Annotated in this window: 12 protein-coding genes; 4 read left to right on the top strand and 8 right to left on the bottom strand. The window is 74.0% G+C overall.

Going from position 1 to position 16,669, the window contains the following annotated elements; all coding sequences use genetic code 11:
• Window positions 1-385 precede the first annotated feature (385 nt).
• Together BIV57_RS10555 and ggt are read left to right on the top strand one after the other, a co-directional pair.
• Window positions 386-2,029, top strand: coding sequence for a serine/threonine-protein kinase (locus tag BIV57_RS10555; protein WP_071656454.1), 1,644 nt, complete (start codon window positions 386-388; stop codon window positions 2,027-2,029).
• Between the two features lie 124 nt (window positions 2,030-2,153).
• Complete coding sequence (ggt, locus tag BIV57_RS10550; RefSeq protein WP_071656453.1) at window positions 2,154-3,959, top strand: gamma-glutamyltransferase; 1,806 nt, start codon at window positions 2,154-2,156, stop codon at window positions 3,957-3,959.
• A 78-nt stretch (window positions 3,960-4,037) separates the two neighbouring features.
• Here the strand turns inward: ggt and BIV57_RS10545 are convergent, their stop codons facing one another.
• Window positions 4,038-5,207, bottom strand: coding sequence for an MFS transporter (locus BIV57_RS10545; RefSeq protein WP_175548724.1), 1,170 nt, complete (start codon window positions 5,205-5,207; stop codon window positions 4,038-4,040).
• A gap of 133 nt (window positions 5,208-5,340) precedes the next feature.
• On the opposite strand from BIV57_RS10545, the gene BIV57_RS10540 reads away from it, so the two are divergent.
• Entirely contained in the window at window positions 5,341-6,018 is a 678-nt protein-coding gene (locus tag BIV57_RS10540) for a TetR/AcrR family transcriptional regulator (protein ID WP_071656452.1), read from the top strand.
• Here the strand turns inward: BIV57_RS10540 and BIV57_RS23495 are convergent.
• The 7 genes from BIV57_RS23495 to BIV57_RS10505 form a co-directional block, all read right to left on the bottom strand.
• Window positions 5,978-6,616 carry a DUF4870 domain-containing protein gene (locus tag BIV57_RS23495; protein ID WP_139275584.1) on the bottom strand — a complete coding sequence of 213 codons (639 nt, stop codon included), beginning with the start codon at window positions 6,614-6,616 and terminating at the stop codon, window positions 5,978-5,980. The two genes, BIV57_RS10540 and BIV57_RS23495, sit on opposite strands and share 41 nt — an antisense overlap.
• Window positions 6,617-6,690: 74 nt before the next feature.
• On the bottom strand, window positions 6,691-7,116 hold the full coding sequence (locus BIV57_RS10530) for a hypothetical protein (RefSeq protein WP_071656451.1): 426 nt from the start codon (window positions 7,114-7,116) through the stop codon (window positions 6,691-6,693).
• Window positions 7,117-7,120: 4 nt separating this feature from the next.
• Complete coding sequence (locus tag BIV57_RS10525) at window positions 7,121-7,951, bottom strand: heavy metal-binding domain-containing protein (RefSeq protein WP_217651718.1); 831 nt, start codon at window positions 7,949-7,951, stop codon at window positions 7,121-7,123.
• Window positions 7,952-7,967: 16 nt separating this feature from the next.
• Entirely contained in the window at window positions 7,968-8,891 is a 924-nt protein-coding gene (locus BIV57_RS10520; protein WP_071656450.1) for a heavy metal-binding domain-containing protein, read from the bottom strand.
• Window positions 8,892-9,060: 169 nt separating this feature from the next.
• Complete coding sequence (locus tag BIV57_RS10515) at window positions 9,061-14,034, bottom strand: NAD-glutamate dehydrogenase (protein WP_071656466.1); 4,974 nt, start codon at window positions 14,032-14,034, stop codon at window positions 9,061-9,063.
• Between the two features lie 235 nt (window positions 14,035-14,269).
• Window positions 14,270-14,764 (bottom strand): DUF6912 family protein, encoded by a 495-nt coding sequence (locus BIV57_RS10510; protein WP_071656449.1) that lies wholly within the window; start codon window positions 14,762-14,764, stop codon window positions 14,270-14,272.
• 54 nt (window positions 14,765-14,818) lie between these two features.
• Complete coding sequence (locus BIV57_RS10505; protein ID WP_071656448.1) at window positions 14,819-15,256, bottom strand: Rv3235 family protein; 438 nt, start codon at window positions 15,254-15,256, stop codon at window positions 14,819-14,821.
• Window positions 15,257-15,571: 315 nt separating this feature from the next.
• Between BIV57_RS10505 and BIV57_RS10500 the strand changes: the two genes are divergently transcribed.
• Window positions 15,572-16,645: a patatin-like phospholipase family protein gene (locus BIV57_RS10500; RefSeq protein WP_071656447.1), complete on the top strand. Its 1,074-nt coding sequence runs from the start codon at window positions 15,572-15,574 to the stop codon at window positions 16,643-16,645.
• Window positions 16,646-16,669: the final 24 nt, after the last annotated feature.

Below are 16,669 nucleotides of genomic sequence, written 5' to 3'. Positions count from 1 at the left end.
TACCCGGGGCGCGGTGTGACGGACCGCCACACCGGCATCCTCCCACCAGAGGGGCCCACCGCGCGCCCTCCCCTTCATCTCGGATGCGCGCGTATCCCACTCCGGGGCGATCGTCGCGATTGCCCGGCGCACGAGCGGCGGTCATGCGCCGGGGCGTGACCGAGGTGTGATCCGTCGCACGCAACCGGCGCTCGCGCCGGGTCGTCCCCCAAGAGGGTGCTCGACGCCGAAGAACCCCGTCGAGCCCCTAGGGGCAGAAGCAGGGTGCGGAAGCGCGTTCGCGCCGCCGGGGCGCGCGTACCGTCCCTTAGAGTGAGGTTGGTGGGCGAGCCGACAGGAATCCAGGGCGAGCAGCCAGTGACGGTTGAGGCGAGGAGCGCATCAGGTGCGGCCGGTCGGTAGCAAGTACCTGCTGGAGGAGGTGCTGGGGCACGGCGCCACCGGCACCGTGTGGCGCGGCCAGGTCCGCGACTCCGGCGACCGCGTGGCCATCAAGGTCCTCAAGGAGGAGCTGGCCTCGGACCCCGATGTCGTCATGCGCTTCCTGCGGGAGCGCTCGGTGCTGCTGCGCCTCTCCCACCCCAACATCGTGCGGACCCGCGACCTGGTCGTGGAGGGCACCCTGCTGGCCCTGGTCATGGACCTGGTCGACGCCCCCGACCTGCACAAGTACCTCAGGCTCAAGGGCCGCTTCAGCCCGGTGGCCGGCGCCCTGGTGATGGCGCAGATCGCCGACGCGCTGGCGGCCAGCCACGCCGACGGAGTGGTGCACCGCGACCTCAAGCCGGCCAACGTCCTGCTGGAGGAGCGGCCGCAGCCCGGTGCCGACTTCGGTTCGGGCCAGGTCCTGATGCGACCGATGCTGACCGACTTCGGCATCGCCCGGCTCGCGGACTCCCCCGGCGTCACCCGCACCAGCGAGTTCGTCGGCACCCCGGCGTACGTGGCGCCGGAGTCCGCCGAGGGCCGCCCGCAGACCTCCGCGGTCGACATCTACGGCGCCGGCATCGTCCTGTACGAGCTGGTGACGGGCCGTCCGCCGTTCCAGGGCGAGGGCGCACTGGCCGTGCTCCGCCAGCACCTGGAGGCCGACCCGCCCCGCCCGTCCGGCCTGCCCGCCCCGCTGTGGACGGTCATCGAGCGCTGCCTCGACAAGGAGCCGACGCGCCGCCCCAGCGCGGTGAGCCTGGGCCGCGCGCTGCGCGTGGTGGCGGACGGCATCGGGGTGCACGCCGCGCCCGCGGCGATCGCCGCCGCCGAGAACGTCGCCGCCCTGCTGCTGCCGGACCGCGCCCCGGCCCCCGCGTACGCCCCCGGCGAGCACCCGGCCGCGCAGGACGACGGGTCGACGCCGGACGCGCTGCGCACCAACGTGATGCCGACCGGCTCGGCCGCGCCCCCCGGGTCCGAGGCGCCGACGCGGCCGGCGGCCGCCCTCCCGCCGCGCCCGGACGCCCCGCCGGCCACCCGCGTGATGCCGAGCGCGGGCCCCGGCGGCCCCGGGCAGACGCAGCCGGTCCAGCAGCCCCAGCAGCCCCCTCAGCAGCCGCCGCAGATGCCGCCGGCCTGGGGCAACCAGCTGGAGCAGGCCCGCTACCGCAACGAGCAGACCGAGGTGGCCGGTTGGGCGCCTCAGCAGCCGGCCCCCCCGGCCCGCCAGCGCTCGCAGCGTCCGCAGCGGGCGCCGCTGCCGCGCGAGGCGCAGCGGCCCGGTCCGCCGCCGGAGCGCGACCGCCCCCGCTACGAGCAGCCGCAGCGCCGCGAGCCGGAGCCGACGCGCCGCCGCGAGCAGCCGCCGCGGGAGCGCCGGCCGCGCCAGAAGATGCGGATCCCGGGGCTGGGCTGCCTCAAGGGCTGCCTCTTCGTGGTAGTGGTGCTGGTGGTGGTGGCGATACTGGTCTGGAACTTCACGCCGCTGCCGGACTGGGTCGCCAAGGGCGAGTCCTGGTGGCAGATGGTCTCCGGCTGGTTCCACACCGTCTCCGGCTGGTTCTCCCACACCGGCAGCGGCACGCCCAGCAACGGCTGATCCTCCCGCGTCCCGCCACCCGCGGACCGCGAAGCGGTCCGGCTGGGGTGCCGGGGCGAAGGGGCGGCGACGGGCCGGTGACGGGGCGTCGCGGAACCTGACGTTCCGTCGGACAATCGCCCGCATGTCTCAGACCCGCCGCACCTTCCTCACCGCCACCGCGGCCACCGCCGCGACCGGCTTAACCGGCCTCCTCGCCGCCGCCCCCGCGGCGCACGCGGACACCCCCACCCCCAAATCCCCGCTCGCCGTCGGCGAGTTCGGCGCCGTCGCCTGCGTGGACGCCGACGCCACCGACATCGGCGTCGCCGTCCTCCGCGGCGGCGGCAACGCCGTCGACGCGGCCGTCGCGACCGCCGCCGCACTCGGCGTCGCCGAGCCGTACTCCTGCGGCCTCGGCGGCGGCGGCTACTTCGTCCACTACGACGCCGCCACCCGCCGCGTCACCACCCTCGACGGACGCGAGACCGCTCCCGCCCTGATGGGCCCCACCGCCTTCATCGACCCGTCCACCGGCCGGCCCTACCCCTTCGCCACCGCCGTCACCTCCGGCCTCTCCGTCGGCACCCCCGGCTCCCCCGCCACCTGGGCGGAGGCCCTCCGCCGCTGGGGCACCCGCCCCCTCGCCCGCCTCCTCGGCCCGGCCATCGACCTCGCCGAGCACGGCTTCGTCGTCGACCAGACCTTCCACGACCAGACCAGCCAGAACGCCGCCCGGTTCGCCACGTTCCCGGCCACCGCCGCCCTCTACCTGCCCGGCGGCGCCCCCACCCCGGTCGGCTCCCGGCAGCGCAACCCCGATCTCGCCGCCACCTACCGCCAGTTGGCCCGCCGCGGCATAGGCTGGCTCTACCACGGCGCGCTCGCCCACGAGATCGCCGCGGCCTCAGCCAAGCCGCCGACCGCCGCCGGCGTCAGCGTCCTGCCCGGTCTGCTGCGCCCCGGCGACCTGGCCCGCTACCGCGTCCTGACGCCGGCGCCCACCCATGTCCGCCACGCCGGCCTGGACGTCTACTCGATGGGCAACTCCTCGTCCGGCGGCATCACCTCCGGGCTGGCCCTCAACATCCTGAAGAACTTCGACCTCGCCGCGATGTCCGAGGCGCAGTGGCTGCACCACTACCTGGAGGCGACCCGGCTCGCCTTCGCGGACCGCAACCGCTGGGTGGGCGACCCGGCCTACGTCACGGTGCCCACCGCGCAGCTGCTCTCCGACGCCTACGCCCGCTCCCGCGCCTGCCTGATCAACCCGGACAGGGCCAACCCCTCGCCGATCGCCCCGGGCGACCCCTACCACCCCTACGCCTGCGGCGAGGTGGCGAAGGGCCAGGCGGGCGAGCCCTACGAGGGGCGCTCGACGACCCACATGGTGGTGACGGACCGCTGGGGCAACACCGTCTCCTACACCTTCACCATCGAGCAGACCGGCGGCTCGGGCAGCGTGCTGCCGGGGCGCGGCTTCATCCTCAACAACGAGATGACCGACTTCGACTTCGCGCCGCTCTTCACCGGGGTGCCGGACCCCAACCTGCCGGCGCCCGGCAAGCGCCCGCGCTCGGCGATGTCGCCGACCATCCTCCTGGACAGCGGGAGGCCGCGGTACGCGGTGGGCTCCCCGGGCGGCGCCACCATCATCACCACCGTGCTGGAGATCCTGCTGCGCCGCCTCGACCTGGGCGAGGACCTGCTCTCCGCGGTGGCGGCGGTGCGCGTCTCGCAGCGCAACTCCAACCCGACGCAGAGCGAGCCGGCCTTCGACGGCTCCGCGGACGCCAAGGCGCTGCAGGCGCTCGGCGACACCTTCGACTCCAGCGCCGGCGAGATCGGCGCGGCCACCGCCCTGGAGTTCCTGGGCGGCGGCCTGGTCAAGGCCGTCGCCGAGCCCGTCCGCCGCGGCGGCGGCGCCGCGGCCGTCGTCCGGCCGGCCTGACGGCCTGACGGCCACCGACCGCCCCTCCGCCGACCGAGCCCCGGGTGGGGTGACGGGGGGAGGAGGGGCGGCGAACCGCTACCGACGCGATGCCGCAACGCTCAGCACCACCGCCACCCCCAGCAACGCAGCGAGCACCACACCCAGTTCAGCCAGGCCCCCGCCTGCCAGCGCCGCCGCCACCTGCGGCCCCACGCTCGACCCCAGGAACAGCACGAAGGTGAAGAGCGACACCGCCGTCCCGCGCCGCGCCTCCCCCGCGCGCCCGCCGACCGCCTCGTTGAGCCCGGCCGCCGCCAGCCCCGCACCCAGCACCACCAGGTTCAGCAGGACGGCGATCCCCGCGACCCCCACCGCGCCCCCGGCCACCCCGATCACCAGCACCGACACCCCCAGCAGCGCCGCCGCCCCCGCGGAGCGCACCACCGCCGGCACCCCGCGCAGCATGCCCGTCACGAACGGCACCGCGACCACGCCCGGCAGCGCCGCCGCCCGCAGTGCCAGCATCGTCGCCGGGTCGGACGCCACCCCCGCCAGCTGCAGCCCGGTGTAGAGGGCCACGAAGGCGAGCATCACCAGCGGCGTCGCCGCGTACAGCGGCGCCAGCCGGCGGTCCGTCAGCAGCCGCGGGATCGGCCGGTAGGCGTCCCTCAGCCGCGCCGCCGGCCCGGCGGACGGCGCGTCCGGCAGCATCACCGTCCGCAGCAGCACCGCCGCCAGCGCGAAGAGCGCCGCGAAGACCCAGAACACCGCCCGCCAGCCCAGCGATCCGCCGACCAGCTGGGCCACCAGCTGCCCCGCCACCGCGGCGGCCAGGAACCCGGCGATCACGGTCGCCAGCACCACCCCGCGGCGCCGCGGCTCGATCCGCTCCGCGATGTAGGCGAACGCGGCCGGCGCGAACGCCCCGGTGGTGATGCCCTGCAGCGCGCGCAGCGGGATCCCGGTGCCGGGCGAGCCGGCCGCCACCGCCACCAGCGCGGTGGTCGCCACCGTCGCCGCCGTCCCCCAGACGATCACCCGGCGCCGGCCGAGCCGCCCGGAGAGCGGCCCCCACAGCAGGAAGCCCACCGCGTAGCCGAACCCGAAGGCGCTGGCGATCCACGCCATGGTCGAGGCGCCGGTGTGCCACTCCCGTCCCATCACCCCCAGCAGCGGTATCGCCGCGTACAGCTGGCCGGTCGCCAGCATCGCCGTGAACGCGAACACCGCGATCGTCGGCACCGTCGGCGCCCACGCTTCACGCACCGCGTGACCTGTCCCCGTTGTCGTCTCCTTCGCCCGTGCGGGCGCAGTCGTCGTCATGGCAGGAGAATTTAGCCAACCAACCGATTGTTCGTCAACCAACCAGTTGGAGGGCGAATGCGGCTACACTCGACCCATGCCGAAGACGCCGCCGTCCACCGCCCGCCGCGACTCCACCGAGGCCACCCGGGAGGCCCTGCTCGCCGCGGCCCGCACCGAGTTCGCCGCCTACGGCATCGCCGGCGCCCGCGTCGACCGCATCGCCAAGGAGGCGGGCGTCAACAAGGAGCGGATCTACGGCCACTTCGGCAGCAAGGAGAAGCTCTTCGACGCCGTGATGGGACGCGTCCTGGAGGAGCTGGCCCAGATCCTCAGCAAGCCGGACGCCGACGTCGGCGCCTATGTCGCCCGCGTCTACGACCACCACCGGCAGAACCCCGAGCTGCTGCGGCTGATGCTGTGGGAGTCGCTGCACTACGGCGGCGCCCGCGCGGACGACGCCATCCCGGAGAAGCGCCGCGCCCACTACCGGGCGAAGCTGGAGCACCTGGCGCCGCAGATCGGGCGCTCGGCCGACGACCCGGAGGTCGGGCGGATGCTCATCACGCTGTGCGGGCTGGGCCTGTGGCCGGTGGCCGTCCCGCAGATGGGCCGGCTGCTGCTGGGCGACCGCGCGGACGACGTCGACGGGATGCGCGAGCACCTGGTCGCCGCCGCCCGCGCCGCCTTCCCCGAGCCGGAGTCGGCGCCGGAGCCGGAAGGCGACCCGCGGGTCAGCCGACCATCGGGAACGCCAGCCACTTCGGGTAGCTGAAGCCCTGGCCGCGCATCGCCGCCACCAGCGCCATGATCGCGTACACCAGGTAGACCACCCAGAGCGCCAGCAGCACGATCCAGGCGATGCCGATGGTGACGAAGCCCAGCACGCCGAGGACGACGTTGTAGATCATCCAGGTGATCCAGGCGTTGAGCTCGGTCGCCGCGTGCTGCCGGGCCAGCGGCGAGCGGTCCCGGTAGACGAGGTAGACGACGAGCGCCGGAACGAAGCCCAGCACCACCGAGCAGAGCGTCACCACCCAGGTGAGCACATGGGCGAGGGCCGCCGGCGTGGTCTGGTCGGGGCCGGGCCGCTCCATCTCCGCGCCCGTTCCGCCGTACGGCGCGGGCGGTGCCCCGAACGGCGGATACGGAGGGGGCGCGGGCGCCGACGGGCCCCAGGCGTCCGGGGACGACGCCTCCGGGGGCGCCCCGGCTGCCGCCCCGACGGGCGTTCCGCCGGCTGCCGCGCCGGGCGTCCCCTCGGACGCCCCGGCGGACGCATCGGGAGCGGCGGGCCGCTCCTGCCGCCACTCGGCACCGCTGCCCGGCTCGCCCGTGCCGCCCTCGGTGGGCCGCTTGTCGAAATCCACCATCACCGCATCACCGCATCCAGACCGGTCGTCCGACATTTCGCCCTAATAGGACAAAACCAGCCTAGATCGATGCGCTAGCCGACGCCGCCCCCGCCGAGCAGCCGCTCCACCGCCTCGCGCGCCTTGGCGTCCGAGTCGGCCCACGCCAGGACGGCCCCGGTGAGGGCGTCCACCCAGGCGTCCAGCGCCACCGGGGTGCGCGAGAGGACCACCCCGCGCACCTCCTTGCAGATCTCCCCCTCCGGGCGCGACCGCCCCAGGCGCAGCACCAGCCGCTGCTCCCCGAGCATCACCTCGAGGCGCTCCACCTTGCCCTCGCGGCCGGCCATCCGGTCGCTCAGACCGCGCTTGCGCTCCACCACCACCGCGCCGGGCGGCAGCGCATCGGCGAGCGTGACGCCCAGGACCCGCGCATAGGCCTCCAGGTCGGCCGCGTCCCGCCGCAGCGCCGCCGCCACCATCTCGAAATCCGGGCTCTCGGAAGGCATTCCGTCAGACATACCGTCAATCATCCAGGCTCAGCACCATCTGCGGCCGGTCGATGACATGGTCGGGACGGAGCGGGCGCACGGCCGTGCCGATCGCGAAGAACTCGGTGGTGTGGCCGCCCCAGCGGTGGTTGTGCGAGTTGAGCTGCACCCCGACGATGCCCTCGGCGTGCAGCGCCTCCGCCTCGGCCTGCATCCGCGCCATCGCCAGCTCCCGGGCGTCGTACAGCGCCTGGGTGAACTGCTCGATCTCCACGTTCTTGCCGATGTTGTTGAAGACCGAGCCCAGCTTCTGGTGGGCGATGTGGTAGACGCAGGTGCCCATCGTCATGCCCAGCGGGGCGTAGCCGGCCCGGATCAGCGTCCAGAAGTCCTGGCCCGACAGGTCGGAGGTGAACGGCTGGCCCTTGTTGTTGCGCCAGCTGCCGCCGCCGGGCGGGGCCTCGTCGGCCTTCACCGCGGTGCCGACGGCGATGAACTCGGCGACGTCCGAGCCGAACTCGCGCGCCTCGACCGTCAGCCGCACGCCCACGATGCCGTCCGCGCCCAGCTGCGCCGCCTCGGCCTCCATGCGGGTCATCGCCAGCTCGCGGGCGTGGTACATCGCCTGGCTGAGGGTGTCCAGCTCCTGGTTCTTGCCCCAGCGCCCGATCTGGATGCCCACGTGGTAGATGGAGCTGCCCAGCACCAGCCCGATGGGGCGGAAACCGGCCTCCCTCACCAGCAGGAACTCATTGACCGACAGATCGCTGGTGAAGATCGAGCCGGGGCGGCCGGGCTGCAGCTCGGCCAGCCGGCGCATGGCATCGGCGGGCAGCCCCTGCACCGCCGGATCCAGATTCGTCATCTTTGCGACATCCCCCTTAGCGGGTCTGGGACTTGAGCTTGAGCGGCATGATCGACAAGGTGCTGCGCGGCGCGGCCGAGGTGCGGAACGCGGCGATCGCCGTGCCCACCATCGACGCCTCGGCGATCCGGTCGTGCTTGTCGGACTCGTTGTTGGTCATGCGGTTGCGGAAGCACGCCTCCTCCCACACCCGCAGGTCGAAGTCGTCGAGGACGACCCCGTCCCCGCCGGTGGCGGACGCCTGCTGGTACAGCTGCTGGCGGGCGTCGTGCCGGACCTCGTTGACCAGCCGCGTCCACCCCTCGACCTCCTGGTTGGAGGCGAAGGCCCGGTTCTGGCTGCGGGTGGCCCAGTTGTCGTGCCGCACCCCGATGGAGAGGCCGAACAGCAGGTCGACGGGGATCCAGCCGGCGCCGACCAGCTTGGCGAAGGCCTGCCCGCCGACGTGCGAGGTGAACGGGCGCCGCACCGGCGCGGCGCCGACCGAGGCGCGCACCGCCGTCCCGATCACCTGGAACTCCAGCGCCTGCGGGCTCGCCGCGAACGGCGCCACCGTCAGCTGGGCGGCCACCACCCCGGCCCCGCCGAGCGCCAGCACCTCGGCGCGCATCCGCTCCAGGGCGCGGTGCCGGGCCTCCAGCAGCACCTGCACCAGCGGCGCGGACGGCCCGCCCCGCCCGGACAGCGCGACGGGGGCATCGCCCCCGCTGAAGACGCCGCCGCGGTAGGTGCAGTCGTGATAGCCCCAATAGCGGCCCGAGCGGCCGATGTTGAAGACGGCCGAGCCCATCACCTGGCCGACCGGCTCGAATCCCACGGACCGGATGGCCGCGAACTCACCGGTGGACAGCGCCGATCCCCAGGTGCCGGACTTCTGCACCTCGGCCATCCGCGCGGCGGCCGCCGGCGGCAGCCCCTGCCCGCCCCATTCCGACGTCATGACCCCAACTCCCCGTTCGGCAAGGATCCCCGCAGCGTACTCGGCTGCGCCGAACAAGGCACGACCGGGTGAGATGCCGAGGGCGCATGCACCGGGCCCGCCCCGGGCGGGGTGCCGGGGCGTGGGCGGCAACGGCGACCCACGGGCACGGTGAGCCGCCGTACCACCATCAGCCGAGGCTGGCCGTGCGCAACAGCGACCGAATCACCCGCATCGCCACGGACAACGTCGCGAGGTCGTACGACTCGGCGCCTTGAATATCCGTCAGCGTGGCCCGAGCCCTCTCGACGAGCGCGGCATTCCGCTCCGCCCACGCCTTGAACCGCCGCTCCGGGGTGTCCCCCTCCTGCCCGGAGCCCAGCACGTCCTGCGTCAGCGCCGCATGCGCCGCGTAGAGGTCCTCGCGGATGGACGCCCGCGCCATCGACTCCCAGCGGTCCGTCCGCGGCAGCTTGCCGATACCCTCCAGCAGCTCCGCGAAGTGCATCCGGTCGCCCAGGTCGAAGTAGACGTCGGCGACGTCCACGATGTCCCGGCCGGTGCGGTCGGCCACCTCGACCAGGTGCAGCCCGGCGAAGGACGCCGACAGCCCGGCGACCCGGGCCGCCATCGCGTCCGGCACGCCCGCGGCGGCCATCTCGTCGTAGACCGTCTGGTACCACTCCATGTCGACGCCGCGCAGCAGCTTCGGCAGCGCCGCGGCCAGGGTGCCCACCCGCTCCTTGAAGACGCCGATGGTCTCGGCGATGTCCAGGGGCTGGCGGCGGGCCAGCAGCAGCCAGCGGGTGGCCCGCTCCACCAGGCGCCGCGAGTGCAGCCGGATGCGGGTCTGGACGGCCGCGTCCACCTGGTTGTCCAGCGCCCGGGCCTCGTCCCACAGCTCGTCGATGCCGAAGATCTCGCGGGCCGCGGTGTGCGCCCGGGCGATCTCCTCGATCGAGGCGCCGGTCTCCTCCCGGAGCCGGAAGGTGAAGGTGGTGCCGCCCACGTTGACCATCCGGTTCACCAGCGCGGTGGTGATGATCTCGCGGCGCAGCGGGTGCTGGTCGATCTGCCCGCCGAAGGCGTCCCGCAGCTGCTCCGGGAAGTAGGCGTGCAGCGAGGAGCGCAGGTACTCCTCGTCGGGCAAGGCGGTGCCGAGCAGCTCCCGCTCCAGCACGATCTTGGTGTAGGCCAGGACGACGGCCAGCTCGGGCTGGGAGAGGCCCTGCCCGGCCTGCCGGCGCCGCTTCAGCTCGTCGTCGGCCGGGAGGAACTCGATCTCGCGGTCGAGGTTGCCGTCCGCGACCAGCTTGCGCAGGTAGCGGGCGTGCACCGGGAGCATCGACGGGGCCTGGGCGAGGGCGTTGGCCAGCGCGGTGTTCTGCGCGTAGTTGTTGGCCAGGACCAGGGTGCCGACCTCGTCGGTCATCCGGGCGAGCAGCTGGTTGCGCTGCTTGACCGTCATGTCGCCGTCGCCGACGACCCGGTTGAGCAGGATCTTGATGTTCACCTCGTGGTCGGAGGTGTCCACGCCGGCGGAGTTGTCGATGGCGTCGGTGTTCACCGAGCCGCCGCGGCCGCCGGTGCCGCCCGCGCCGTGCCGGGCGTACTCGATGCGGCCCAGCTGGGTGAGCCCCAGGTTGCCGCCCTCGCCGACGACCTTGGCGCGCACCTCGCGGCCGTCCACCCGGATCGCGTCGTTGGCCTTGTCGCCGACGTCGGTGTTCGCCTCCGTGGACGCCTTGACGTAGGTGCCGATGCCGCCGTTCCACAGCAGGTCCACCGGGGCCTTGAGGATGGCGTTCATCAGCTCGGCGGGCGTCATCCGGGAGGCCTTGTCGGGCAGCCCGAGGGCCTTCCGGGCCTGCGGGCTGACCTGGATCGACTTGGCGCTCCGCGGGAAGATCCCGCCGCCCTTGGAGATCAGGTCGGTGGTGTAGTCGGCCCAGGAGGAGCGCGGCAGGTCGAACATCCGGCGCCGCTCGGCGTAGGAGGCTGCCGCGTCCGGGTCGGGGTCGAGGAAGATGTGCCGGTGGTCGAAGGCGGCCACCAGCCGGATGTGCTCGCTCAGCAGCATGCCGTTGCCGAAGACGTCGCCCGACATGTCGCCGACGCCGACGACAGTGAAGTCCTCCGCCTGGGTGTCGTGGCCCAGTTCGCGGAAGTGCCGCTTGACCGACTCCCACGCGCCGCGGGCGGTGATGCCCATGCCCTTGTGGTCGTAGCCGGCGGAGCCGCCGGAGGCGAAGGCGTCGCCCAGCCAGAACCCGTACGACTCGGCGACCTCGTTGGCGATGTCGGAGAAGGTGGCGGTGCCCTTGTCGGCGGCGACCACCAGGTAGGTGTCGTCCTCGTCGTGGCGGACGACGCCCTCGGGCGGCACCACCTCGCCGCCCACCAGGTTGTCGGTGATGTCCAGCAGCCCGGAGATGAACGTCTTGTAGCCGGCGATGCCCTCGGCGAGCCAGGCCTCGCGGTCGGCGGCCGGGTCGGGCAGCCGCTTGCCGACGAAGCCGCCCTTGGCGCCCACCGGCACGATCACCGTGTTCTTCACCATCTGGGCCTTGACCAGGCCGAGGATCTCGGTGCGGAAGTCCTCCCGGCGGTCGGACCAGCGCAGCCCGCCGCGCGCCACCTTGCCGAACCGCAGGTGGACGCCCTCGACGCGCGGCGAGTACACCCAGATCTCGTAGGCGGGTCGCGGCGCCGGCAGGTCGGGGATGGCCTGCGGGTCGAACTTCATCGACACGTACTCGTGCGGCCGCCCGTCGGCGCCCGTCTGGAAGAAATTCGTCCGCAGCGTGGCCCGGATCAGCGACAGGTAGGAGCGCAGGATGCGGTCCTCGTCGAGGCTGGCGACCTGGTCGAGGGCGGCGTCCAGCTCCTCCAGCAGACCGTCCGTCACCTCCGAGCCGGCCGAGGCGTGGGCCGGCGACAGCCGCGCCTCGAAGAGGTTGACCAGCAGCCGGGTGGTGCGGACGTTGTCCAGGAGGGCGTCCTCCATGTAGTCCTGGCTGAAGGTGGAGCCGGCCTGCCGCAGGTACTTGGCGTAGGCGCGCAGCACCATCGCCTGACGCCAGGTCAGCCCGGCGCGCAGCACCAGCTTGTTGAAGCCGTCGTTCTCGGCGCGGCCCGTCCAGACCGCGGCGAAGGCCTCCTGGAAGCGGTCCCGCGCCTCGTCGGTGATGTCCTTCTCGGCCCGGGAGCGCAGCCCGAAGTCGTACACCCACGCCGACTGCCGCCCGGTCAGGCGCAGTTCGTAGGGGTGCTCGTCGAGGACCTCGACGCCCAGCTGCTGCAGGATCGGCAGCACATCGGTGAGGGAGACCGCCCCGCCGGTGCGGTAGATCTTGAAGCGGCGTTCCTGCGGGGAGGCGCCCACCGGCTGGTAGAGGCTGAGGGTGAACGATCCGTCCAGGTGCCCGTTGGGCTTGAGCGTCTCCAGCCGCAGCAGGTCGGCGACGGCGGCGCGCGGGCTGAAGTCGGCCTTGTAGCCCTCGGGGAAGGCCGGGGCGTAGATCCGGGACAGCTCCGCGGCCCGCTCCTCGCCGACCTCGGCGCGCAGCGCCTCGTTGAAGCCGTCCGTCCAGGAGCGGGCGGCCTCGGCGAGGCGCGCCTCGATGCGGTCCGCGTCCGGCTCGCCGAGTTCCTGCCCGGTGGGCACCCGCACCACGAAGTGCAGCCGGGTGAGCACCGATTCGGTGGAGCGGACGGTGTAGTCGATGGTGACGCCGCCGAGCTCCTCCATGAGGATGTCCATCAGCCGCAGCCGCACCCGGGTGGTGTAGCGGTCGCGCGGCAGGTAGACCAGCGCCGAGTAGTAGCGGCCGTAGGTCTCCTTGCGGAGGAAGAGCCGCAGCCGGCGCCGCTCCTGGAGGAACAGCACGGCGTTGGCGATGGAGAGCAGTTCCTCGGCCGGCGTCTGGAAGATCTCGTCGCGCGGGTAGGTCTCGAGGATCTGCAGCAGGTCGCGGCCGTCGTGGCTGTGCGGCGGGTAGCCGGCGGCGTCCAGCACCTCCTGGACGCGGCGGCGCACCACCGGCACCCGGGTGACGGACTCGGTGTAGGCGGTGGAGGAGAAGAGCCCGAGGAAGCGGCGCTCGCCGACCACGTTGCCGTCGGCGTCGAACTTCTTGACGCCCACGTAGTCGAGGTAGGACGGGCGGTGCACGGTGGCGCGGGAGTTGGCCTTGGTGAGGACGAGCAGCTTCTTCTCGTCGGCCTTGGCGCGGGCCTCCTTGGACATCCGGCCGAAGGACTCCGAGACCGGGTGGTTCATCGGCCGGTCGGCGCGCAGCACGCCGAGGCCGGTGCCGGGCACCGCCTTGAGGACCTTGCCGCCGTCCTCGTCGGCGAGCGCGTACTCGCGGAACCCGAGGAAGGTGAAGTGGTCGTCGGCGAGCCACTGCAGGAGCTCTATGGCCTCCGACACCTCCTCCTCGGGGAGCCCGGCGGGGTGCTCCAGGAAGAGGTCGCCGGCGATGCGCTGCGCGGCGTCGCGCATCTTCGTCCAGTCCTCGACGGACTCGCGGACGTCGGAGAGCACCCGGCGCAGATCCCGCTCGATCTGCTCCAGGTCCTCGCGGCCGGTCTCGCGGTCGATCTCGACGTGGATCCAGGACTCCACGACGGCGTCGGCGGGCAGGCCCTGATCGGACGGCGGGCTGCCGGGACGGTAGGCCATGCGGGCCTCGCCGGCGGCCGGGTCTCCGACGAACTCCAGCAGTCTTCCGGTGACATCGCGGCGGACGGTCACCTGCGGGTGGACCACCACGTGGATGGCGCGGTCCTGGCGGGAGAGCTCGTTGGTGACGGAGTCGACCAGGAACGGCATGTCGTCCGTGACGATCTCCACGACGGTGTGGTTGCACGTCCAGCCGCACTCGTCGACCGTCGGGGTGAAGACCCGGACGTTCGCGGTGCCCTGCGGCCGGTGGTCGGCCAGGCGGTAGTGGGAGACGGCCGCCCCGTACACGTCGACGGGATCGCGGTCGACGAGGTCCTCCGGGGCGGTGTGACGGTAGAACCGGCGGAGGAACGCGGAGAGCGCGTCGCCCTCCAGGCCCTCCGCGGCCTGGGTGCCCCCCGGCTGGCCGTTCGCGGCGACCTGCGCGGCCCTCTCGAGCACGTCCGCCTTCGCCTCGTCCAGCTTGCTCTGCATGGTGATCAATGCTCCTTGTCGCGCGCCTTTGCGTGACGTTGTAGCTGCGTGACGTTGTAGCTGCGTGACATGTGTAGGAACCAGCAGCCCCTCCACCCGCGTGCAGGGGCCATGACGCCAGCCAGGCTACTCGCCAGGGCATGATCGCCGACACCCGCCCGAGAGGCCTGTGGATAACTCACACCTGCCCAGGTCAGGGCGTGCGGATCGGCCGTTCGCCGACGGCTTTTCGCCGTCAGGGCGCGAGCAGCGCGTCGACCTCCTGCAGCCCGTACCAGAGCAGCTCGTGGCCCTCGGCGCCGTCGACGGTGAACCGGGCGTCCTCGTCGCCGTCCCGGGCCGCGGCCCAGGCCCCGGCCGCGGCGGTGACGTCCGCGGCGGCCGACGTCTCGTCGACGTGCACCGAGGCGGCCTTCGCCCACGGCACCGGGCCGCGGACGCTGACCGCGCCGAGCCCGGCCTCCGGATCGGCGGAGACGGCCTGCTCGGGGACGTCCACCGCGACCACCACGCGCCGCGGCGGGGCCGCCGGACCGCCCTCGGCGATCAGCCCCAGCGCCGCCTGCGCGGCCCGGGTGAGCGCCGCGTACTCCAGCTCCTCCAGGTCGTCGGAGACGTACCACTCGCGGAGCGCCGGGGTGACCGCGTGCGCCGCGATGCCGTCCCCGAAGCCCCCGGCCGCCTTCGCCTCGGCGAGGCCGCCCATCGTCATCGGGATGTATACACGCATCACGCGCTCACTGTAACGGCGCCCCACGGCCCTCCGCCGTCCCTCCGTCGTCCCTCAGCCCAGCTCCAGGCGGGTGCAGCGCCAGCTGCCGTCCCGGGCGTCGCGCTCCAGCCGGAAGGCGAGCGCGCGGGAGCGGGTGCGGCCCGCCACCCGCCCGCAGACCTCCAGCACGCCCTCGGCCGGCGAGCTGGGGTGCGGCGGCAGCAGCCGCGGATCGCCGCCGACGCTGCCGGCCAGGTCGCCGCGCTGCGCCAGCCGGGCGATCAGCGCCTGCACCTGGGGCGTGGTGAAGCGGGCGAGGTGGGTGGCCGGACGGCGCCGGCAGAGCACCTCCAGCAGATGCCGGGCGAAGCCGGTGGCGGCCCGCTGCCGGGCCCGGCGCAGCCGCTCCGCGTCGGAGAGCGCGGCGGCGCCGGCGGCAGCGGTGGTCGTGCTCGCGGCCGTGCTCGTGGTCGTGGTACGGGCGCGGGCGGCGGTCGGACGGTGCGTCATGAGCGTTCCCCCGTTGAGTGATGGCCGTCGTCGGTGCTCCGAGTGGTAGCGGGCGCCGCCGCCGCACGGCAAGGGCGTGCGGAACGCCGCCGTCCGGGTCGCGGAATTCACCTATCCGGGTGATCCGAGGGCTCCTGCTGACGACCGAGGGGCTGCTGTGGCCGACCGTCGGGGGTGGGGCGTGCGTGCGCGCCCCCTCCGGAACGGGCCTCCGGGATGCGTGCGGCGGCCGCGCCGGTTCACCCCTGGGAGGGGTTCGAGTGACGGGCGTCGCCCCCGGACCGGGAGCGCGGCGCACGGGCGGGAGGTTCGGAGATGACGGCGGATTCCAGGGAGCAGGCCGCGGCGGCACCGACCCGGCAGGGCTGCGGCGGGGACGCGCACCGCGCCCCCGGCGACCTCGAGAACCCCGGCGGCCGCGGGAGCCGCCGCCGCAGGCGCAGGGGCCTGGTGCTGGGCGGCGGCGGCCTGCTCGGGGCCGCCTGGACGATCGGCGCGCTCTGCGCGGTGCAGGAGGCGCTGGAGTGGGATCCGCGCGACGCCGAGGCGATCGTCGGCACCTCGGCCGGCTCGGTGGTGGGCGCCCTGCTGGCGGCCGGGATCGGCGCGGAGGAGCTGAGGGACCACCAGCGCGGCGTACGGCCCGCCACGGGCCCGCTGGCGGGCGTCCAGGTCGACTACGACACGATGACCGGCGGCGCGGTGCCGCGCGCGCCGCGCCCCGGGATCGGCTCCCCGGCGATGCTGCGCCGCACCGTGCGCCATCCGCGCAGCTACCCGCTGCAGACCACGGTCTCGGCGTTCCTGCCGCAGGGGCAGGGCGACATCCACCCGGTGGGCCGGCTGATCGAGGCCATCGGCGGCACCGGGGCGGGCTCGCCGCACCCCGGGCTGCGGCTGGTCGCGGTCGACTACACCACCGGCGAGCGGGTGGCCTTCGGCGATCCCGAGGCGCCGCCGGCCGGGGTGGCGGACGCGGTGAAGGCGTCCTGCGCGATCCCCGGCTGGTTCGCCCCGGTGGTGATCGGCGACCGCCCCTACGTGGACGGCGGCACCTGGTCGGCCACCAGCGTGGACCTGCTGGTCGGGGCGGGCCTCGACGAGGTGATCGTGCTGGCCCCGATGGCGTCCCGGGAGACGGACCGCCCGCGCACCGTGATGGGCCGCCTGGAGCGCCGCTACCGGCGGGCGGTGACGCGCCATCTGCTGCGCGAGGCGCGGGCGCTGCGCAGCACCGGCACCCGCGTCCAGCTCTTCGGCCCCGGCCCGGAGGACCTGGCGGAGATGGGCGCCAACATGATGGACCCCGCGCCCCGGCTCTCCGTCCTCGCCCGGGCCGCGGCCACCATGAAGGCCCAACTCACCACCGCCGGCCTGGCCACCGCCTGACCGGGCTTGGCGAAGGAGGGCACG

The sequence above is a fragment of the Mangrovactinospora gilvigrisea genome, assembly GCF_001879105.1.
Classification (GTDB): Bacteria; Actinomycetota; Actinomycetes; order Streptomycetales; family Streptomycetaceae; genus Mangrovactinospora; species Mangrovactinospora gilvigrisea.
Note: the sequence above shows the minus strand (reverse complement) of the source record. Positions and strands in the feature narration are given on the sequence as shown.